The organism is Armatimonadota bacterium (assembly GCA_018268395.1).
In the GTDB taxonomy this organism is placed as follows: domain Bacteria; phylum Armatimonadota; class Fimbriimonadia; order Fimbriimonadales; family Fimbriimonadaceae; genus JAEURO01.
In genome coordinates this window covers 1-19,767 of the sequence record JAFDWQ010000001.1, presented here as the reverse complement: position 1 = coordinate 19,767, position 19,767 = coordinate 1, and the positions used below count along the sequence as shown (strand labels likewise).

Annotated in this window: 18 protein-coding genes; 6 read left to right on the top strand and 12 right to left on the bottom strand. The window is 64.4% G+C overall.

The features are described 5' to 3' along the window. Nucleotides 1-154: 154 nt before the first annotated feature. Nucleotides 155-1,522, top strand: coding sequence for a hypothetical protein (locus tag JST30_00090; protein MBS1712711.1), 1,368 nt, complete (start codon nucleotides 155-157; stop codon nucleotides 1,520-1,522). 74 nt (nucleotides 1,523-1,596) lie between these two features. Here JST30_00090 and JST30_00085 read toward each other — a convergent pair whose 3' ends face one another. The 4 genes from JST30_00085 to JST30_00070 all read right to left on the bottom strand — a co-directional run bounded on the left by JST30_00085 (nucleotide 1,597) and on the right by JST30_00070 (nucleotide 5,632). After that, complete coding sequence (locus tag JST30_00085; protein ID MBS1712710.1) at nucleotides 1,597-2,841, bottom strand: flagellar hook protein FlgE; 1,245 nt, start codon at nucleotides 2,839-2,841, stop codon at nucleotides 1,597-1,599. Between the two features lie 181 nt (nucleotides 2,842-3,022). Continuing rightward, a complete protein-coding gene (locus tag JST30_00080; GenBank protein MBS1712709.1) occupies nucleotides 3,023-3,394 on the bottom strand; it encodes a hypothetical protein in 372 nt (123 codons plus the stop codon). A gap of 3 nt (nucleotides 3,395-3,397) precedes the next feature. Then, the gene (locus JST30_00075) at nucleotides 3,398-3,808 is read right to left on the bottom strand and encodes a hypothetical protein (GenBank protein MBS1712708.1); all 411 of its coding nucleotides are present in this window, start codon (nucleotides 3,806-3,808) and stop codon (nucleotides 3,398-3,400) included. A 9-nt stretch (nucleotides 3,809-3,817) separates the two neighbouring features. Beyond that, nucleotides 3,818-5,632, bottom strand: a complete 1,815-nt coding sequence (locus tag JST30_00070) for a flagellar hook-length control protein FliK (protein ID MBS1712707.1) — start codon at nucleotides 5,630-5,632, stop codon at nucleotides 3,818-3,820. Between the two features lie 224 nt (nucleotides 5,633-5,856). Here JST30_00070 and JST30_00065 point away from each other — a divergent pair, with 224 nt between their 5' ends. Together JST30_00065 and era are read left to right on the top strand one after the other, a co-directional pair. Beyond that, entirely contained in the window at nucleotides 5,857-9,147 is a 3,291-nt protein-coding gene (locus JST30_00065; GenBank protein ID MBS1712706.1) for a hypothetical protein, read from the top strand. Nucleotide 9,148: 1 nt separating this feature from the next. Beyond that, nucleotides 9,149-10,039, top strand: a complete 891-nt coding sequence (gene era, locus JST30_00060; GenBank protein ID MBS1712705.1) for a GTPase Era — start codon at nucleotides 9,149-9,151, stop codon at nucleotides 10,037-10,039. A gap of 68 nt (nucleotides 10,040-10,107) precedes the next feature. Here era and JST30_00055 read toward each other — a convergent pair whose 3' ends face one another. The 5 genes from JST30_00055 to JST30_00035 form a co-directional block, all read right to left on the bottom strand. Next, nucleotides 10,108-10,674, bottom strand: coding sequence for a hypothetical protein (locus tag JST30_00055; GenBank protein ID MBS1712704.1), 567 nt, complete (start codon nucleotides 10,672-10,674; stop codon nucleotides 10,108-10,110). A 109-nt stretch (nucleotides 10,675-10,783) separates the two neighbouring features. Next, entirely contained in the window at nucleotides 10,784-11,896 is a 1,113-nt protein-coding gene (locus JST30_00050; GenBank protein ID MBS1712703.1) for an alcohol dehydrogenase catalytic domain-containing protein, read from the bottom strand. Between the two features lie 32 nt (nucleotides 11,897-11,928). Next, the gene (locus tag JST30_00045; protein MBS1712702.1) at nucleotides 11,929-12,966 is read right to left on the bottom strand and encodes a hypothetical protein; all 1,038 of its coding nucleotides are present in this window, start codon (nucleotides 12,964-12,966) and stop codon (nucleotides 11,929-11,931) included. A 28-nt stretch (nucleotides 12,967-12,994) separates the two neighbouring features. Beyond that, nucleotides 12,995-13,240, bottom strand: coding sequence for a hypothetical protein (locus tag JST30_00040; GenBank protein ID MBS1712701.1), 246 nt, complete (start codon nucleotides 13,238-13,240; stop codon nucleotides 12,995-12,997). A 60-nt stretch (nucleotides 13,241-13,300) separates the two neighbouring features. Beyond that, nucleotides 13,301-14,959, bottom strand: a complete 1,659-nt coding sequence (locus tag JST30_00035) for a DUF2961 domain-containing protein (protein ID MBS1712700.1) — start codon at nucleotides 14,957-14,959, stop codon at nucleotides 13,301-13,303. Between the two features lie 160 nt (nucleotides 14,960-15,119). Here JST30_00035 and JST30_00030 point away from each other — a divergent pair, with 160 nt between their 5' ends. Continuing rightward, nucleotides 15,120-15,950 carry a M15 family metallopeptidase gene (locus JST30_00030; protein ID MBS1712699.1) on the top strand — a complete coding sequence of 277 codons (831 nt, stop codon included), beginning with the start codon at nucleotides 15,120-15,122 and terminating at the stop codon, nucleotides 15,948-15,950. A gap of 28 nt (nucleotides 15,951-15,978) precedes the next feature. Beyond that, complete coding sequence (locus tag JST30_00025) at nucleotides 15,979-16,470, top strand: DinB family protein (protein MBS1712698.1); 492 nt, start codon at nucleotides 15,979-15,981, stop codon at nucleotides 16,468-16,470. A 164-nt stretch (nucleotides 16,471-16,634) separates the two neighbouring features. Here JST30_00025 and JST30_00020 read toward each other — a convergent pair whose 3' ends face one another. Next, a complete protein-coding gene (locus JST30_00020) occupies nucleotides 16,635-17,342 on the bottom strand; it encodes a hypothetical protein (protein ID MBS1712697.1) in 708 nt (235 codons plus the stop codon). Nucleotides 17,343-17,822: 480 nt separating this feature from the next. Continuing rightward, entirely contained in the window at nucleotides 17,823-18,383 is a 561-nt protein-coding gene (locus JST30_00015) for a transposase (GenBank protein MBS1712696.1), read from the bottom strand. Between the two features lie 487 nt (nucleotides 18,384-18,870). On the opposite strand from JST30_00015, the gene JST30_00010 reads away from it, so the two are divergent. Further along, nucleotides 18,871-19,491: a hypothetical protein gene (locus JST30_00010; GenBank protein MBS1712695.1), complete on the top strand. Its 621-nt coding sequence runs from the start codon at nucleotides 18,871-18,873 to the stop codon at nucleotides 19,489-19,491. Nucleotides 19,492-19,505: 14 nt separating this feature from the next. On the opposite strand, the gene JST30_00005 is transcribed toward JST30_00010, so the two are convergent. Continuing rightward, a complete protein-coding gene (locus JST30_00005) occupies nucleotides 19,506-19,727 on the bottom strand; it encodes a hypothetical protein (GenBank protein MBS1712694.1) in 222 nt (73 codons plus the stop codon). Nucleotides 19,728-19,767: the final 40 nt, after the last annotated feature.

Sequence of the window (19,767 nt, the reverse complement as noted above, 5' to 3'; positions counted from 1 at the left end):
GGTCTTTAACAGGATTCGGGGCTCTCGGATGCGGGTCGGGCTTGATGCGGCCATGAACCTAGAGGAATTGCCGGTGCGGTCGCCCCTTCCGGGCACCGCGCAAGGCGGGTCTGTCGGTAAAAAGCCTGACAACAAGGATGTACAATCCCCTTCCATGTTTGGACTCCGCTCGAGGAGCGCCCTCTTGTCCTGTCTTTTCCCGCTTGTCGTCCCGACCGTCGCCCAAGCCCAACTGCGCGTCCTGACGCACAACATCTCGAACTATGGCGGTGGGAGGCAGTCTGCGATCGAAACTGCGATGTTCGGCGTGTTCGAGGGCCGGAGCGCCCGTCCGGACGTCTTCCTGCTCCAGGAATTCATGAGCGCGTCCGCACTCAGTTCGTTCCTTTCGATCGTGAACAACGCGCCCGGAAGCCCTGGCGACTATGCGGCCGCTCCCTTCGTCAATGGGCCGGACACGGACTGCGCCTTCGTGTACCGGACATCCAAACTGTCATATCTAGGATACGAGATCGTCGTCAATGGGGGTAACTCCCCCAGTCCGCCCAGGAACGTCTTGCGCTACGACGTGCTTCTCAAGGGGTACTCGGGTGCGGGAGCGCGGCTTTCGCTCTACAGCTCGCACATGAAGGCGGGGACGACAGACGACGACAAGAGCCGGAGGCTCCTCGAGTGTCAGTTGATCCGGGACGATGCGCAGTCGCTGGGCCACCCTTTCCTCATCGGCGGAGACTTCAACATCCAATCGGCTTCCGAAACATCGTACATCGAGTTGACCGGATCGCAGGTCGACAACTTCGGCCGGTTCTTCGATCCGATCAAGACACCGGGTAACTGGAACTCCAACAACACGTTTCGCTTCGTGCACACGCAGGATCCTTGGAACGGGGCGTCGAGCGGCGGAATGGACGACCGCTTCGATTTTCTGCTGACGTCCAGCGACCTGGTCGACGGCGGCGGGTTCGACTATCTCGGTAACCCCAACCTCGCCTACAGCACGTCCACATGGAACGACCCGAACCACTCGTACCGTTCTTGGGGCAACGACGGGACCACGTATAACCAGCCGCTCAAGGTCACGGGGAACACGATGGTCGGCTCCGCGATCGCGCAGGCCTTGATCGACGAATGCGGAGGTCAGTCCGGACACCTTCCCGTGTTCTTCGACCTTCGTGTCCCGGGCAAGCTCGGGGCTCCGGTCCTCTTCGATATGGGCCTGTTCAAGATGTTTTCGAACGGGCAGAGGACGCTGACGCTCTCCAACGCCGCCGACACGGCCCTCTGGAGTGCGAACGGGATCAACCCTTTGGTTTATTCGATGACGGCCGGAGGCGGGTTCACCGTGCCTGGCGGCCAGTTTTCCATTGCCGCGAGCGGGACGCGCCAGCACACGGTGACCGTGGACACGTCCTCCCCCGGGATCAAAACCGGGACGATACGTGTCACGTCCAACGATCCTGACAGTCCGGCGTACGACATCCAGGTCCGCGCCGTGGTCGGCCCGATCCCCGTCGGTCATTGAACTCCCGTCAAACGACGAAAAAGGGCGCGCCCTGCACAAGTTCGCAGGACGCGCCCGACTTCACCTTATGGTGATCAGCGCTTGATGTTGATCAAGTCTTGGAGCATTTCGTCGACGGTCGTGACGACCTTCGTGTTCGCCTGGAAACCGCGTTGCGTGATGATCAGGTCGGTGAATTCGTTCGAAATGTCGATGTTCGACTGTTCGAGGAACCCGCTGTTCACGTAACCGCGGCCGCCCGTGCGCGGGGGGCCGATGACGGGGATGCCCGAGTTATCGGTAGCGCGCCAAACGTTCGAACCGGTCCTTTCAAGACCGTTCGCGTTCGGGAAGATCGCGAGGGACATCTGGCCCAGGGGGCGCGTCAGGCCGTTCGTATAGAGGCCCGTAAGGATGCCGTCCGTACCGACGGAGAACGACGACAACGAGCCCGGGGCGAAGCCGTTCTGGTTGCTCATCTGGATCTGCATTTCAGAGGCCCTTTGTGAGACCGTTCCGAAGTCGAGCGCGACCGTAAAGGCGGGCACGCCTGACGACGCAGGCGGCGTGACCGTCATCGTGCCAGGGTTGCCGGTCAGGAGGTCGCCCGTCGCCGGGTCGAACGTGAGGGAGCCGCTACCGGTGACGGTATCGCCGCCTGCACCCGCAAGGGTCCAGTTCCATTGGTTCGGGTTGGTCGCGTCCTCGGTCAGCGTCGCGGTGACCAAGTGCTCCGTTCCCAGGGTGTCGAAGACTCGCATCGTGAACGACGTCGATTGCGTGCCCGCCGTGTTGAACGACCGGGAGTCGAGGTTGCCGGCGACGGTGACGTTCGTCGTCACCTGGACGGCGGTGCGGGCGCCGATCGGAATCCGCAGGGTCGAGGTGGGCCCGATCGGTTGGTTGGTGTCGATGTTGCCCGTCGCCTGGTCCGCCGACCAACCGAGCATTCGGTTGCCCGTCGCGCGGTGGACGATGTCGCCGTTCGCGTCAAGGTCGAAAGCGCCGTCACGGGTGTAGGCGATGCTCTCACCGTTCCCGATCACGAAGAAGCCGTTGCCTTGGATGGCAAAGTCGGTCGGGCGGTTGGTCGCGTTGAGCGATCCTTGCTCATTGTTGACGTCCGTGCCGGCGACCAACACGCCCAGGCCGAACTGGACGGGGTTGGTGCCGCCCAGTGTGCCGGTAGGCCGACTCGCGCCGCGAAGGGTCTGGGCGAGCATGTCTTGGAACGTGACGCGGCTTCCCTTATAGGCGGTCGTGTTCACGTTGGCAAGGTTGTTGCCGATGACGTTCATGCGCGTCTGCTGCGCTTTGATGCTGGCGACGCCAGCAAGCATGGCTTGTAACATGTCTTGTGTTCTCGGTTCTCGGTGTCCGGCACGTGCGTCCGGCTGGTCGTTGACCGGGAACGGCCTCGGGCTGGTCGAGCCCGGGCTGGGCGTCCCGCACGTCTTTGTACGGGTCCTGCGTTTTCGTTCCGGTCGGTCGGGTCGTTCGGGCGGCCGTGCCGCCCGGAAGTCAGGCGATGACGGCGCTGTCGATGTTGGTGAACACGTTCTCCTTCAACCGTTCCTTGTCCACGGCGGTGATCACCGTGCGGTTCCGGACGCTGACCACGAGGGCCACGTCGTCGACCATCACGAGCGTCTCCTTGGCCCCCTTCTGGGCGGCCTTGTCGACGCCGGTCATGACCCTTTCCCATGCCGCTTGGTCGAGCTGCAGATCGCGGCTTTGCAGCCGCGTCTTCGCATGGGCGCTCACCTTCAGCCTGTCACTCAGCACCGACTCGAAGTCGATGCCGCCCGATGACGGAGCGGCCGCAGGGCGCGGGGCGTCAGCCCGCGTCCGGAGCAGTTGCTGGACCTGAAGGTTTTGGATCGGTTCGCTCATGGCCTAGGCGCTGATCTCCCGGATGTTGCCGAGCTTGACGTCCACGCGGCCGCCCGTCTGAGCGTCGCGGACCGTCAAGATGCGCTCTCCGTCACGGATCGACACGCGCTCTACGACGCCTGTCACCAACGAGTTTTCGCCGTTCTCGGTCAAGGTGCGGACAGCGGTGACCGTCTTTCCGATCATCCCCGCCGCTTGGCTCATCTCCATCGAGGTCTGGATGTTCTCGATGCCCTGGACTTGCCCGAGTTGGGCCAGCTGACCGTAGAAGTCTGCGTCGCTCATCGGCTCCAAGGGGTTCTGGTTGGCCAATTGAACGGTCAACAGCGTCAAGAACGTCGCCATGTCCAAGCCGGGCTTGGGTTTCACCACGTTGCCGTACGCACCGTTCGTCAGTCCTGTCACGGGATCCATGTCGTTCTCCTACGCGAGGTAGTCGACCCCCGAAGTCGAAGGTCGGGCGGCCACGGAGACCGCGCTGCGGGACTCAGGGGCAGACGTCACGGCTGCTTTCAGGTTGGCCTGCCGTTGAGCCTCGACGAAAGCCGACCGGTGGTCTTGTCCACCTTGTGGTTGAGCGTCCTGCCCGACGTTGAACGAGTTCATCGTCAGACCGCGGCTCTCGACGTTTTGGACAAGGTCTTGCCGGTGGGCCTGAAGCGCCAACCGGACATCCTCGTTGCTCGCTTTGATCTCGGTGTCGACGCGCGACCCGAGGTTCTTGACGGTCAACGTGATCGTTCCCAGATCGGTCGGATTGAGCTTGACGGTCACCGAGCCGCTCCTGCGGCCGCTGACCATGGTCTCGATCCTGTCGGCGACTTGTCGGTGCACGCTGTCGACCGTCTCCTTCGGCAACGGCGCCCGCTCCGATGACTTCGGAGAGTGGGCCGCGGCCGTGGGAGCCGGCGTCGAAACGGCTTCAACGGATTCCGAACCTTCGACCGGGTCGACGTCAAGGACGTTCGACGCGTCGAGTTCGGTTTCCATAAAGGCGCCGGACATGGCGGCTTTGGACTCGACCGGAGCGGTCTCGTCGTTCCCGACCGCAGGACGGATCCAGGCTTGCGCCGGATCGTTCGTCCGGGCCGTCCGGTCCGGACGCCCTAAGACCGATGAGTCGGCTTTCGGATCCGGCTTTGGCGCGTTCCTCGTTTCGGCGTGCGGATCGGGTCCGTCCGTTCGCCCCGTGCCCGCGGTCTTGTCCGGTCGTCCGAGTTCGGGCTTGGGATCGGGGTTCCGTCCTGCTTCGGCGTGCGGCTGCGGCATCGGCCGCTCGGGCACTTCCGCGGCCGACCTGTCTTCAGGTACGGGCCCTGTCGTAAGTGGCGTTTGCTCTGGCGCCACGTCTTCGGTCTTGACCATGGTCGGGGCCGGGACACGTCCTGTCGTGACGATCGGGACCTCGGATTCCGCGGCGATCTCGACGACGTTCAAGTCCTCGGCGAGTCCTTGATCGAAGCGTTGACCTTGTGCCACGGCTTGCCCGACCGCCACGAACGCCGCGACGGGTGCCGATTCGGCCGTGGGAGCAGGCATCGGTGAGGTCTGCGTCGGACGGACGACGACCGCGTCCGCATCGGGTCTGATCACGGCCTGGGGCACCGGTTCCTGTGCGACCGGAACGGGCGGCGTCCCGGCGTGCGGCGCGGGTCCGGAACCGGCGTGTGGCGCGGGCTTCGGAGCAGGTTCGGCGTGTGGTGTCGGACCTGTATCGGCTTTCGGCGCCGGTCGGCCCGTTACCGGGACGGGGACGGGGTTCGGCCTTTCAAGGGCGATGACGTCCGCTGCCGGAACGGGTACGGCGGCTTCGACCAGTTTGGCGAGCGTGGCTTTGACGCCCTCGCCTAGGTCGGAAGCCTTGATCGCTTCGGCTAGGACGGGTGCCGTCGGAGGTCCGGCGAGCGCGGGCAAGGCGATGCCCATCGAGGCCAGCGCCTTGACCATGTCGTCCAAGGTCGGCGGAAGCGCGATCTCGGACAGGACGGTCTTGGCTTGCCCGTCGGCGAGCAGGCTCTTTGTTCCGGGGACCGCGTCTTCGAGAAGGTCCAGCAGGTTTTGGCGGGTCTTCTGCCCTTGGCCAATCGCTTCCTTCTGTCCGTCGGCGCGCTCCGTCGGCGCCGCCGCCGGGTCGGGCCGGTCCGGCACTTTGGCCGGATCAGGTTTCCCCCTGGTCGGCGGACTACCCGCCACCCGCGGGGCCGCAGGCGACTGCGGCAAGATCGAGAGGATGTCCATCAAGGCTCCATGGAGCAAGGCTCCGGTTAGAATCTTCGGTCGCTCGTCCCCGAAAAAGTAGTGGGGAGGGCGTAGAATCCGGGCCTGGTCCAGGACAGGACGTCGAAGACGCTATCTGCCATACTCCATTGATCCTTGCGTGAAGCGTACGATCTGCGCCCTGCCGTGCCTTGAAAGCCCGGGTGCGCCGCCTTCAGCAAGCGACGGATTACGGAAGAGCCGAGATGGCCAGAAAAACACAAAAGACCGAAAGCGGGGCGACAGAACAGGACAAGGCCTCCACAAAGCCGAAGACGACGAAACGAGCGACGACGAAAACCGAAAAGACCGTACAGGCTCCGGCCCCGACCCCGGCCGCCGCTAAGGCGAAAGCCAAGCCCCTGTTCGGAAAGGCGGCTCCCGCAGAGGCTTCTCGACCGTTGACGGAAGCTCCGAAAGCGGCGGGCCGCAAGAAGACCTTGTTCGAAGAAGTCCAAGAAGAGCGCGAGATCATGGCCAAAGCGGCCAAGACCCGGCGCGGACCGGGGGCGGCCAAGCCTGTCCAGGAGAAAGAACCGGAAGCGGTCAAGCCTCCGCCGGCGTCCACGTCGCGCTCCCGTTCCCGCAGCCAAGCCTCCGAAGGACCGAAGGAGCCCGAAGCGCCCCAAGCCGCACCTGAGCGGGGACGGCGCAGGCCGTCCGGTCGGTCTAAGGCCGTGGAAGCGACGGCCGACAGGCATGAACAAGAGGAATCCATATCGTTCGGCGACCCGAGTTTTCCGGTTCCCAAGTGGCGGTCGCCCGGTGCCGCTCCCGAACGACGGGCCGTTCCGGAGGAGGGCGGAGCAGAGGGACAGCAGGCCCCAGACTTGGCCCCTCGCCGGTCGCGGTCCCGTAAGGCACGGCAGCACCGTGAGCAAGTCGGACGGGAGCCTAGGGAGCAGGGCGGCCGGGAGCCCCGCGAGCGGGGAGGCCGCGAGCCACGCGAAAGCCGTCCGCCTCGTGAGCGCGAGGCCGTCGCCGTCGGTGAGACGGTCGAAGTCCTGTCCGCTCCCGAGCCCGACCGGCTTCCTCGCCGCGAGCCTGTCGCGGTCCCTGAAGACGCGGCCCAGGTCGTCGTGAGGGACGGTGTCCCGATCATCGTCGCGGACGGCAAGGTCATCCCGCCGCTCATGTTCTTCGCCTCGGCGGACGACGAGGGCCGTCTTGCCACCGTCCTCGAAGAGGCGAAACTCGCCTCCGAGTGCGGAATCCACCTGTTCTCGTTTTTGATCGAGCTCGTCGTCGACGACGGGTCGGTCGACGAGGCCGTCGGGCTCTCTGGGTTCCTGCTGAAGCGAATGCGGGCGATCGATCCCGATTCCCGAGTGGTCTTCAGGACGGTCTTCGTCGCCCCGTCCGGTAGCGAGAAAGAGTTCCCCAAGGGTTCGTACACCGGTGAGGACGGACAACCCGCCGATCCGAGCATCTGCGACGACGAGTTTTGGACAGCGGCCCAAGAGTGTCTCCAGTCGTACCTTCGGAAGCTCAAGAAGGTCGACGCGGACAAGCGCGTGCTCGGTGTCCACCTCGAGCGCGGCGAATGGTTCCAGTCCGAGGCGGTCGGTTACGACACTTCGGTCGCGGCCACCGAGAAGTTCCGGGAATGGCTGCGTCACCGTTACCGCGACGACGTCGTCTCGTTGCGCGCCGCGTGGTTCGACGGCAACGTGGACTTCCAGACGGTCAACGTGCCCGAGTTCCAGGAGATGCGACAATCGGAGAAGGGCTTCGTCCGGACCGACCGGAAAGCCCGGCGGTGGGTGGACTACCACCTTTTCCTGAGCGACGCGACGTGCGAACGGTTAGGAGACCTCGCGTATGCGGCCCGTGTCGCAAGCGAGGGTCGTTTCCTGGTCGGCGTCAGCTATGGTTACACCTTCGAGTGGTCGCACCCGTCGAACGGCCACCTCTCGCTCGGAAAGCTTCTGCGCTGTCCCGACATCGATTACATCGGCGGCCCTCCCAGCTACAAGGGCAGGGAACCGGGAAGCGCGGCCGGGTTCCCGGCGCCGATCGACAGTTTCGCCTTGAACGGCAAGCTGTACGTCAGCGAAGAGGACTTCAAGACACCGATCAGCGGCCAAAAGGAACCGGACGACTTCAATCCGGTTATGAAGACTCCGCAGGCCCTCGGCAGCGTCCATTGGAGGGGCGCCGGCTCGGCTCTGGCCCATAGCTCCGGCGCGGCTTGGATGGACACATGGGGCAATGGTTGGTTGGCGTCGCGAGGGATCTGGGAAAGGGCGAAGGCGATCCAGGACGCCTTGGTGTGGGCGATGGGCGCCCAGCCGACGGACCCCGACGTCGCCGTGTTCGTCGACGAGCGGTCGCTCGCCTACCTGGTCGACGGTCGAGCGTTCGAGGCCCTGGTCCAGAACGTCCGGGAGTCGGTGCTCCGGTCAGGTCTGAGCGCCGGTTTCTACCTTTTGAGCGACCTCGCCCACCGCGAGAACTTCCCCGAGTGCAAGCTCCACGTCTTTGTCAACGCGTGGGACATCCGGCCGGAAGTCCGTAGTGCGATCAAGACCAGGCTCCAGCGCGACGGCAAGGTGCTTTTCTGGCTCTACAGCGCCGGACTGTTCGAAGGCGGCCGCGAAAGCCTCGAACGCGTCCGCGAAGTGACGGGCATCGCGCTCCGGCCGCAACCGTTCAACAGCCGCTCCGGTACGACGATCCTCAACAGCCGCGACCCGCTGTGCCAGAACCTTCCCGAGCAAGCCTTGGCCAAGGGTGGACAGCTCGAGCCGAGTTACTTCGCGATTCCCGAGGACGGTGTCGTCCACGGCGAGTACTCGCACTCCGGCCTTCCGAGCTATGTCGAACGAACCTTCGCGAGCGAGTTCACCGGGAAGTGGCACTCCGTGTTCTTGGGCGAACCGATCGTCACCCCCGGTCTGTTCCGTTCGCTCGGCCAGATGGCGAGGGCCCACGTCTGGAGCTTCCAGAACGATGTCGTCCATGCCCGCCCGCCGTTCTTGACCGTCCACTGCAGGGAGACCGGGCCACGGACTTTGGCGCTTCCTGACAAGTGGTCGGCGTACAACGTCATCGACCGGGAATGGATGTCGACCGAAGGCAACAGCCTGCGCTTCCAGGCCCTCGACGGCTCGACCCACTGCTTCTTAGTGGGGACCCGTGCGGACATCGAGGGCATCCTGGCCCGCGACCCGGACGACCTGCTCAAGCTGGTCGGACCCGTCCAGAGGGAAGACAACACCCTCCACTGGGACATGATGCGGTTCGACGTGCCGATCATGAAGCTCGACGAGTGGGTCGAGGAAAGCTGGAGCGAGGAACTCGCCGACGACCTCTTGCTGAAGCCGTCCATGCTCGAAGTGACCGAAGACTCCGACGAGCCGTCCGAAGACGTGCAAAGGAGCCGTGGCCGTCGTCGGCGACGGCGGCGAAGCGTCTCCGAAAGCGGCGGCGACGGGCGGAGCGAACGAGACGCCGACCCGAAGGCGCTGAACGTCATGTTCCGAAAGAGGGACTGACATGGGGGCCTATCGGGCGGGCGTGGTCGCCGTCGTCGGGAAACCGAACGTCGGCAAGAGTACGCTGGTCAACACCATCGTCGGGCAAAAAGTCTCGATCGTTTCGGACAAAGCCCAGACGACGCGGCGGCGGATCCTCGGGATCCATACGCGGAGCGACGCCCAGATCGTCTTCGCCGACACCCCCGGCCTCCATGCCTCGAAGCACAAACTCGGCTCGATCCTGAACGAAACGGTCCGGCAGTCCCTTGACGGTATCGACGTGGTCCTCGCCGTCGTCGACGTGAGCCGCCATCCCGGCAAGGACGACGAGGAACTTGCGGCACTGATCAAGCGGGTGGCGGCGGGCAAACCTGTGGTGCTGAGCCTGAACAAGATGGACGTCCTCAAACCCGCGCACGTCGAGACGAACTACGAGGCCTACCTCGGACTCTACGGGACGGAGCGGAACATGATGACCTCCTTCACGAAGCTGCAGAACGTCGGCAGACTTGTCGAACTCGTGGTCGAGGCCCTGCCCGAAGGCGAGCCGCTCTATCCCGACGAACAAGTGACGGACCAGTCCGTCCGGACGTTGGCGGCCGAACTCGTCCGTGAGAAGGCGCTCCGCAAGACCCACAAGGAAGTCCCCCATGCGGTCGCGACGTACGTCGAGAACTGGGAGGAGACGCCAGGACTGACAAGGATCTCCGTCGTCGTGCTCGTCGAGACGGAAGGTCAGAAAGGGATCTTGATCGGTAAAGGGGGAGCGATGCTCAAGCGCATCGGCACGGAAGCACGCGAGGAGATCGAGGAGATGATCGACGGGAAGGTCTTCCTCGAGACCTTTGTCAAAGTCCGCCCGGACTGGCGGCAGAACACCCGGTTCATGCAGGAGCACGGGATCGTCTGACGTCCCGTGCCCCTGTTCGTCATAAAACCGTACGGTACGGATGCCGAACGGTCTCGGATGCGTCCGGATCAGGCCGCTGTTTTGGACGGCCCGTCGAAGACGGTTCCAAGTCCGAGGGCTTCGGTCAACGATCCGATCGCATCGTCCAAGGCCTTGTTATGGCCGTTGGTCATGTCCGGTCCGCCATTGGCGTGCCGCATGAGCAAGTGTTCGGGCGGGCCCGTTCTGCGTTGCTTCGCATAAGCCGCGACCCGGGGATCGAGGTTCTGCGACGGCGGCTTGAGCGCGGTCAGGTCGCCGTCGGCCGCTTTGGCGAACTTGGCGGCGAGGCCGTTCAGGAACGTCTGCTCGTGGCCCGTCGCATCGTCGGCGGCACGCTGGACGTGCGCCGCCGTCTTGCTGACGAGGTCTTTGTACTTGGCCGGATCTTGAGCCTTCAGCTCTTCGAGCTTTCCGTAGATCTGGCCCGGTCGGGACAGGTTCGCTTTGTCGACGGGCGTACCGAGGACGTCGTTGCCTGCCGTCCTCTGAGGTTTTGGCCCTTCGGCGGCCCTCCGGACCGCCGCAGCGGGCGAACCGCCCGCGATTTCGGCCAGGTTTGGAACCTGGGCCGCTGTGCGTTGGATGTTGTTCACGGCTTTCTCCGATCAGATGTCAGGGCATCCTTGTCGGAGCCCTATACGGGATTGTCGGCACATCGTCACCGTAATCTTGCAGGTGCGGCTCCGTCCCCCCGGTCCAGGTTCAAAGTACGATGACGGACCGGATGACGTCGCCCGTTTCCATCTCGTGGAACGCGTCTTCCACGTCGTCCAGTGTGATCCGGCGCGTCACCATGCCGTCCAAGTCCAGCTTGCCCTCCAGGTAAAGCTGGGCCATGAGCGGGAAGTCCGTCGAAGGGAGCGCGTCGCCGCAATGACACACGTTGAGGCCCGCTTTGTTCCAGTAGACGCCGGTCGCCATGTCGCCCAGGTTGAGGTTCACCGCGTCGCTCGCAGCCGGGAAGCCGATCGTCGTGGCCGTTCCGCCGTAACTCAGCATCCGGACCGCCTGCTCCGTGCAGGCGGGGATGCCGGTCGCCTCGAACGCGAATTCGACGCCGCCGTCCCAACCGTCCTCCGTCAGGCTCCGCACCTCGAGGACAGGGTCGCATTCACGGGCGTTCACCGTATGGGTCGCACCGAACTTGCGCGCCCAGTCGAGCTTCACCGGGTTGACGTCGACCGCGATCACTTGCCGGGCGTGCTGGAGCCGTGCACCCTGCAGGACGCTCAATCCGACCCCGCCGCACCCGATCACCGCCACCCTCGACCCTGCGAAGACCGGGGTCGTGAACATGGTCGCGCCCACGCCCGTGATCACGCCGCAAGCGATCAGGCACGCGCGGTCTAACGGCATGACGTCCGGCATCTTGATCGCCGCCTTCGCATGGACGACGGTGTGCGTCGCAAAGGTGCCGCACCTTAAGACCTGTGAGCAGAGTGCACCGTCGGTCTTCCGCCGGATCCGAGGCTGCGGCCGCAGGGCCGCATAACAGTGTCGGGGATCGCCGCGCAAGCAGGCGGGACACATCTCGCAAGGCGCGCGGTAGGCGATGACGACCGGGTCGCCGGGCTGAAGGTTCTTGACGCCCTCCCCCACCTCTTGCACGATGCCCGCACCTTCATGACCGAGCACGATCGGGAAAGGCATCCCGTTGCCGTTGAGGTTCTTGACGGTCAGATCGGTGTGGCAGACGCCGCTCGCAGTAAGCCGGACCAGGACTTCGTTCGGGCCGGGTGCGTCGATGACGATGTCGCGAACGACCGCTGGCGCGCCGGGTTCCTCAAGGATGCAGGCTCTGGCTTCGGTGGGCATGACCGCATCTTAGCACCGGCCTGGAACGGACTTCAGGGTGAAGAAAGCCGGGTGACGAGCGCCGACGTCAGACGGGCCAGGTTCACCATCGCCCGGGGATGGACGACTTCGTAACCGTGGCTGTTGGCCATCGGGATGCCTAGGGTGACCGGGCGCGCGCAGAGGCCGTGGCTCGCAGCGCACGAAGCGTCGCTTCCGCCCCGAGACAGGGCTTGGAACTGGAGGTCGAGTCCAAGTCCCGAGGCGACGTCGTCTAGAAGGCGCGCGTCCGCCGGGGACATCGCGGCGTAACTGTCGTTCGACCAAACGGTGGGTTGGTCGTTCAACTCCACAGGCGCGTCGTCGACGACCGGTCCCAGTTCCAAGGCGATGCAGACGTCGGGCTGGGTGCGGTGGAGGACGTAAAGGGCGCCTTCGCCGCCGACCTCTTCGGAGGCCGTCGCGACGAACAAGGCGCAAGCAGCCCCGTCTTTCGACTCCTCAAGGGCGAGCAACCACGCGACCAGGTCGGCGCGGTCGTCGAGAAAGTATCCCGCGACCAACTCGCCAAGTTTCGTCAGTCCGCGCCGGGAGGGATGGACGACGACCCTCGTTCCCGGTCGGACCCCCGCGTCCATGAGCGTGTCCGGGTCGAGGCCCGTCAAGACCGAAGCCATGTCCCAGTCCAGACCGTCGTCGTCGGCCGACCGTACGACCGATCCCGGCGCTTCCGTATGGACGGATCCGAATCCGAGGACCCCGTCGATCGGCCCTGCGTCGGCCAAGACCTGGACCGGGCCTTCGCCCAGTTTCCACGGATGGAGCCCGCCCATCGCACCGACAAGCAACGACCCGTCGTGGCCGATGCCCCTGACGAACATGGCGATTTCGTCCATGTGGGCGGTCACGACCACTTTCGGATCGCCGTGCCCGACCTTCACCAAGAGGTTGCCCTTCGGATCGGTCTCGGCCTTCAAGCCGAGAGCTGCGACGTGCCGCCCGACGGCCTCGCGAACGGCGTCTTCTTGCCCCGGCGGCCCGGGTAAGGACACGAGTTCCTGCAGGAGTTCGAGCGGTCCGGGCAGAGGCATGGGCCCCGATTATTCCATGGGCAGAAGCTTATGGCCCGTCATCGGGCACGCCGTGCTTGTCTTCCCAGTCCAAGAAACGCAGACGTGCCGTCTGGTCTTGTCCGCTCGGGAATCCCGGTACGTCTTCGAAAGCCTGGATCGCGTCGAAGAGCACCTGCATCTCCTCTTCGAGCGCACGGCCTTCTTCGGGCGATGCCGCCGTCATGAGCCGCTCGCCCTTGGCGATGTACTCGTCGACGAGGGCCACGTATGTTTTGGGAGGAGTAATGTCCATGGCCGGCGCCTGAGTCTCCCAGACGCCGCCATCGCGACTCCCGTTCCCGTCGCTGCGGCATTAGCCGTATAGCTTGAGTTCCTTGCGCCAGTCCTTGTCCCGGTCCCAACCCATCTTCTCCACCCGGGGCCGCCGCTCGCGCAGGCGCACGGACTCGATGCCGAGCAAGTACCCCTGGGACGCCGCGTTCTTTCCGACGCACCGGAGCCGGAGCCAATAACGGCCAGGATCGGGCCAGAAGTCGAGAAGGTGGAATTCGCGGTTCTTCACCTTGTCCGAGTAGAGGTCCAGAGGGCCGCCGAGCTTGTATCCGCCCAGCGGCGAGAGCCCTTCGGTCGTCAAGGTGGCCTCGTAGATGCCGAAGTCGTAGCTCGTCGTCATGTTCAAGAGGAGCCGCAATGGTTCCTTCTTCTTAATGTCGAACGGGATCTCGATCCACGTTTCGTCAGGAGACGGTTTGTCGCCCGATGGCTTGACGACGGGAGAATACAGCACCTGCTTTCCGTCATAGAGGTCGAGCTGCTGGAGTTGTACCGAGCCCGCGCCGTGCTTTTCGCCGTCCCGGGCGAAAGCCGTCACCCGTTCGATGTCCGGTAGCTTCCTTTCAGCCGGCGCTCGCGCCGTAAAGGTCGGCTTCCCCGTCTGGTACCAGAACGCCACAGACGAGAAGTCGTCCTCGCGCTCGTTCCAACTGTTCGCGACGTACTTCGGGTTTTCGTCAGGCGAGATCCATCCGAAGTGCTCGATCGCCACCTTGATGCCTTTCTGGAAGACGACCGGGTCGTTCAGGTGCCAGCGATAGGCGCTCGTGTGCCCGCCCACGATCCCCCATTGGTCGAAATACGGCGTCCCCGAATAGGGCGTGCTCGTCGTCTGCAGGCCCCAGGCGCTCAAGAAATAGTCCTCGGTGCCCGTCCCCTGGATCGAAGGCTCTTTCTCCCCGTCGATGAAGATCCGTTCGTCGCCCTCACCGAACCATGAGGGGCTCCGCGACCGGACGGCCAGCACCGTCCCGACGTAGTGCCCCTTGCCCTCCGTTTCGAGGATCGTGTAGTCCTTGCCGTTCTCGACCGGATACTCCTGCCTGTACTGGGCATAGAAGTAGGGCGTGTCCTTCGGCAGGCTGTCCTTCTTGATCCAGTCGACGTTGTAATAGAGCAGGTTGATGTTCTGCGACCCTTGGTTCACGATCTCGATCCGGGCCGACTTGCGGAACGGCATGTTCCAGAAGCAGTTGTAACTGTCCCCGTCCTCGACCATGACCGGGATGCTGACGACGGGCGAGCGTTTGCCGAAGCAGTTCGCGAAGAAATCGCCCACGGGCGCCTCCACGCCCGGCTTCGAGTCGCCGTCCCAATAGATCCTCAGGAGCATCTCTTGGTGGGTCGCGCTCCCTTTCGGCGCCCAGTCCTGCACTTCCGGGCCCAGGAACGTCAACCAGATGTGCGTGATGACGCCCGGTCCTTTCGCGTCCATCAGAACGTGGGTCTGGCCGGGCGGCACCCGGAAGTTGTCCCGGTTGCTGTGCTCGTCCAAGTCCTTCGTGAAGGGCGACTTCGGATCGTACTTCCCGTCCTTGCCCATGCGGAAACTGCTGCTCTCCCGCATGCTCCGACCGTCCTGCGGCTGGGCCAGGCGATCGAGCAGCGACCCTTGGGCGGAAGCGAAGAGCGCCATCGACGCGGCGCAGGTGCAGAGGATCGTACGCAGAACGGACATGGTCGGCCTCGCCGCGAGTTTAGCCCCGCGGAGACCGACGTCACCCTCGTCGAGCGTACGCCCTTGTCGAAGTTTTCGGACGTCTCGGTTGACTCGGGCGCCCTCGGCCCGTTCAGAAGTGCACAATCCGCTGAAGACAGCGGACGCGAGGGCCGTCACGATGCCGTTCGACAAGCAAAGCGAAAAACACCTGAAAACCCTTCTCCCTGAAGCCGAAGCCCACGCGCGGAGGTTCCTCCAGGCCGTGCTCGACGCCGGCTATGACGTCCGCATCGTCAGCGGGACGCGCACGTTCGCCGAGCAGGACGAACTGTACGCCCAGGGCCGCACCAAGCCGGGCCAGAAGGTGACCAACGCCCGAGGGGGACAGAGCAACCACAACTATGGGATCGCCTGGGACGTCGGGCTCTTCAAGAACGGCGACTATCTCGAGGAGTCCCCGCTCTATAAAAAGGTCGGCAAGATAGGGAAGGAGTCGGGCTTGGAGTGGGGCGGGGACTGGAAGAACCCGGTCGACGAACCGCACTTTCAGATCCCGGTCGGTAGGACGGTCGCGCAACTGCTCGACACCGTCCGGCAGAACGGCGGAGACATCAAGGCGCCTGCCGCGCGCCGCGCCATCGGTGCGCTCGTGCCGCCCTTGGACGGCTCCGCACCCCGACCGCCCGACCCCGTTTCCTCGCCTGACCGGCCGGTGAAGATCGTCTTCGAGGGCCGTCACTTCTCGGTCGAGGCTTTCCACCGCAGTTCGCGCGTCTGGGTGTCCGTCGAAGACTTCACCGACTATTTCGGCGGGCAGGTCGTCTCGGTCGGCGACAAGACCGCCAAGCTCGAACTGAGCGGAGAGCAGGCGGTCATGCCTGTCGCGGTGGTCGGCGGCCGACCGTTCGTCAAGTTCGCCGACGTCAACGCGTTCCTCGGCTTCCAGTACGCGTTCGACGGCAAGTCCATGACCCTCGAGTTCCGGCGGTTGCCGGCGAAGAAGCCTTGACCACCGCCTCATCCGCTACACTTTCGTCATGTCTCCCTATGGCGAAGTGTGGCGGTTCACCCGCGAGCGCCTGGCTCAAGCGCTCGAGGGGCTGACCCCGGCGCAGCTCGTCTGGCGCCCGCATCCCGGCGCCTGCAACATCGGCGAGATGACGTACCACATGGCCGGTTCGGAGGTCTGGTTCTCCGACCGTCTCGGCCCCCAGCCGCCCGTCCTCACGCCTTACTCCGAGCGCATCGAGGATTGCGTGCGGGCCAAGTTCATCACCGACGACCCGTTCCCGTTCGAAGACGCCGACATGACGCCCGACCGCCTCAAAACGGCCCTCGAGTTCAGTGGCGACCGCTTCCGGCCGATCGTGGACGCCCCGACCGCGGAGGTGCTGGAGCGTCCGGTGGAGACTCCGCTCGGGCCTGTCGTGCCGGGCGTGGCCGGACTCTGGCGCGTGGTGCAACACCCGGCGTACCACACGGGCCAGATCTGGCTGTACCGCCAAGATCCTCGCTTTCCGGCAAGCTGAGGGGCCGGCACCACGCGCTCCGGCCCACCCTGGCCTCCCCTTCGGTGGAGGCCCGTGGCCTGTCAACCTTCCGGTTGACCCGAGGGTCGGGCAGGCAAGGATCGATGGGGAGCGTGGACGGGCGGTCGGGCCCGCTGTCGTGAGTCCTCGCTCCCCGTCCGTCGTCAGGCCGCTTTCTTCTTCGCGACGTTTCCGCCGCCTTCGACCATCAGCGTGACGGTCTGGACCGGCAAGGCGACAAGGTCGGTCGCTTGGCCCGTCGTGTTCTTCACGAACCGGTAGGCGGCGGCATAGAAGCCCGGAGGCACCGGGACGACGAGGTCCAGCGAGCCGGAAGCGAAGAGCTTGAACGCGGCGTGGACGTAGCCGTCGGGGTTCGGCTTCCGGTTGCGGCCCGGTAGCTTCTGTAGGAGGACTTCACACGTGACCCCGAGCTGACTGGCCCCGCTGGCGGTCAGCGTGATCTGGCCCGTCCCTGCCGTCGCCGTCAGCGTGATCGTGTCTCCCGTGAAGTCTGTGGCGGGAGGCGTCACCGGAAGCGTGCCCGTCGGAGTGAGCTGCAGGAACTTGACCGCCAGCTCGACGTAGGCGCTGATGCCACTGAGCGGATAGGTTTCGCCTGTCACAGGGTTGTGGCGGACTTGGCCGGCACCGTAGGCGTTCCAGGCGTCGGCCTGGGCAGACGTCAGGCCTTCGAACGTTTTGGCGGCCTTGCTCAAGTAGCCTCGGACCGCCCTCTGCGCCAAGGATTTGGGGTTGCGGACCCCGGCCTTGACACGGGCGGTCGGGCCGCTTTTCGCGTTCATGAACACGACGGTGCCGATCTTGCCGCGGACGGCGTTGACGAGTGCGGAATAGGCGATGTTTGCCATGGTTCGTTTCCTCCAGCCCCTCGCCGGCCAACGATCGTGAGACGACCTTGCCTGCGCCGAGCCTTAGGAACCCTGTTCCACATCTCTTCGTCCGACCCCCACACTTTTTAGCAAAATCTTTTGAGGCCGGCGGGTATTGAGCACGAAACCGCCCGGCACCTCTGGCTCCCGGCTTCTCTCTTGCGGCGGGGGGTGGCCCCACCCTAGGGTGAGCCTCCCGATGGGTGGCACGCTTGTGGGCGCGACCAACGGGTGGCCGTGGTGAACGGGATAATCCGTGCCCGTTGCACCCCGGTCCCGAAGGAACGTCTTCTGGCGAGGTTGCTGCCTCCAGACTCCGGACACCACCTCAGACCGCACGCCGCCGGGCCTAGTCTGGAGGCTTCGTCCGCACCGGCTCACAACACGCGGCTTCAAGGGCCGGTCTGACGTTGCTGCCTCCAGACTCCGGACACCACCTCACACCGCGCGCCGCCGAAACTAGTCTGGAGGCTTCGTCCGCACCGACTCCAAGCACGCCTGCAGGCAGCCTTCCTCCCACGACCACCTTCCGGACTTCATCGCTCGGGCGCTCGACCATGGGTAGTCCTCGGCCCGTACGGCCAGGCCGGCACGGACCGGGTTCTGGTGGACGTAGCCCACTTTCTGCCAGAAGGTGCGGTCTCTCTCGAGCACCAGCGAACGGAACGACCGCTTCCAGAACCGACGTCCGTCCAGACCTTCCTGCTGCGACAGTTGGGCGGCTTCATCGGGCTCTAGCAAGGGGAGCAGCCGGTCGGCGGCGTTCTTCTTGAGCCGCTGCATCAGGGCGGGTGGCCCCATATCGGAAGGCGCCCGCACGACAAGATGGACGTGGTGCGGCATGACGACGTAGGCGTGCAGGACCGCACCATAGTGGTCGAGGTCGCCGAGCAGCGAAGCCCCGACCGCAGAGCGCATCTCCGGCCGGGCGAACAGCAGCGCGAAGTCCAGGCACGTCGTCGTGACGAAAACGTCGTCGCCCGGGCCACCCCGGTTCTGATAGTGCCGATACCTGGCCAAGAAGGGCGGAGGTTACCGTCATGATCGGTCCGTCAAGCCTCCAGACTAAGTGGGTCCGTTGTCGGGAGCGGGAGGCCTTCGAAGTCTGGAGGCATCCAAAAGAGCCTGGCCCTCCTGTAGGTCGAGAACGTGAGCTCGTGGGCGTGTCCGGGATCGTTGAACGTCCGCCTGCGCACCGGGGGGACGTTACCTTGCGGGCCGTGGTCCTTCAGACAGGGGTGCAAACGGGCACGGACATCCCGTTTCACCCCTGCCACCCGTCGTCCGTCAAGCCTCCAGACTAAGTCCGTCCGTTGTCGGGAGCAAGAGGCTTTCGGAGTCTGGAGGCAGCCAAATGAAGCGTGGACGCCGTTGCCAGACCGGGCCGCCCGTCCGGAGGGCACGCGACATCACCCCGGCCACTCGCACTTTATGCCATGGCCAGGAAACCCTCCGACGGACGCTAGCATCCGCGATTCTGGAAAAGCTGCGATAGAATGAAGACACTATGACCGTTGCCCTCACGGCCGCCCTCTGCCTCGGTCAGGATCAGCACTATAAGTTCGTCGACATTGACCGCTTCGACACGCCGCTCTACCAAGAGTCGTTTACGAAAAACCAGTCTGGGGGCAACGAGTGGTTCGATCTTCCAAGGTCCCAATGCCTCTTCCCCCGACGCGCAGCCCAGGTGCAAGTCGGGAGTTTCACGAACGGCGGTACGTTGACGCTCTCAATCGGCAATCGCAAACAAATGGTCACTACAACGGCCGAGATGACTTGGACTTACTATCTGCAAGTGAACTGCAGTCTTGTTTCTCCTCCCGTCAACTTGTCGAACGTGGCCTGCTTCTGGGTCGACTACTTTACTGTTTCCGCTGGGCGAACCGCGGACGTGTTTGCAATTACGGTTCGGGACAAGTTCGGCCAGAGTGCGGGCAACGCGTATTGGCAAGGTCAGCCTCGGGGTATCCTCTTTAAGCGTTCTGACTTTCAGGGCGTCGTCGATTGGACGCGAGTCACCGCAATCACGTTCAGGCAGGACTTCGACGCTTTTCCGAACCCAACGACCTATTGCGTCACCCGGTTTTACGTTAATATCGAGCCGAGGGCAGTTCCCCCGGCTCGATGACAAATGGAAAGCCGTTACGGCCACCTTTTCGCGTCAACGTTGCTCTGAGTGATCAACCAACGGCCAGTGCCGCCATCGTCGTAGAACACGAATTCCGCCATTTTGTTGTTTGCGATCGCCAGTATGTTGACGCCTACAGTCCAGCTCGCCGTGTTGCCCGTGAAGTTGAACACGCGCACCATTGTGCCGGGGGCGACGTTCGAGAGGACGGGTGGCCCGGTCTGGCAACGCGGCATGGCGGAAATTTCGATTGCGACCGACCCGTTGCAGACCGGG

Bases quoted from the DNA above. Each gene is read 5' to 3' on its own strand.
- JST30_00090 (MBS1712711.1), top strand. From the start codon at position 155: ATGTTTGGACTCCGCTCGAGGAGCGCCCTCTTGTCCTGTCTTTTCCCG.
- JST30_00085 (MBS1712710.1), bottom strand. From the start codon at position 2,841: ATGCTTGCTGGCGTCGCCAGCATCAAAGCGCAGCAGACGCGCATGAAC.
- JST30_00080 (MBS1712709.1), bottom strand. From the start codon at position 3,394: ATGAGCGAACCGATCCAAAACCTTCAGGTCCAGCAACTGCTCCGGACG.
- JST30_00075 (MBS1712708.1), bottom strand. From the start codon at position 3,808: ATGGATCCCGTGACAGGACTGACGAACGGTGCGTACGGCAACGTGGTG.
- JST30_00070 (MBS1712707.1), bottom strand. From the start codon at position 5,632: ATGGACATCCTCTCGATCTTGCCGCAGTCGCCTGCGGCCCCGCGGGTG.
- JST30_00065 (MBS1712706.1), top strand. From the start codon at position 5,857: ATGGCCAGAAAAACACAAAAGACCGAAAGCGGGGCGACAGAACAGGAC.
- era (MBS1712705.1), top strand. From the start codon at position 9,149: ATGGGGGCCTATCGGGCGGGCGTGGTCGCCGTCGTCGGGAAACCGAAC.
- JST30_00050 (MBS1712703.1), bottom strand. From the start codon at position 11,896: ATGCCCACCGAAGCCAGAGCCTGCATCCTTGAGGAACCCGGCGCGCCA.
- JST30_00045 (MBS1712702.1), bottom strand. From the start codon at position 12,966: ATGCCTCTGCCCGGACCGCTCGAACTCCTGCAGGAACTCGTGTCCTTA.
- JST30_00040 (MBS1712701.1), bottom strand. From the start codon at position 13,240: ATGGACATTACTCCTCCCAAAACATACGTGGCCCTCGTCGACGAGTAC.
- JST30_00035 (MBS1712700.1), bottom strand. From the start codon at position 14,959: ATGTCCGTTCTGCGTACGATCCTCTGCACCTGCGCCGCGTCGATGGCG.
- JST30_00030 (MBS1712699.1), top strand. From the start codon at position 15,120: ATGCCGTTCGACAAGCAAAGCGAAAAACACCTGAAAACCCTTCTCCCT.
- JST30_00025 (MBS1712698.1), top strand. From the start codon at position 15,979: ATGTCTCCCTATGGCGAAGTGTGGCGGTTCACCCGCGAGCGCCTGGCT.
- JST30_00020 (MBS1712697.1), bottom strand. From the start codon at position 17,342: ATGGCAAACATCGCCTATTCCGCACTCGTCAACGCCGTCCGCGGCAAG.
- JST30_00010 (MBS1712695.1), top strand. From the start codon at position 18,871: ATGACCGTTGCCCTCACGGCCGCCCTCTGCCTCGGTCAGGATCAGCAC.
- JST30_00005 (MBS1712694.1), bottom strand. From the start codon at position 19,727: ATGCCGCGTTGCCAGACCGGGCCACCCGTCCTCTCGAACGTCGCCCCC.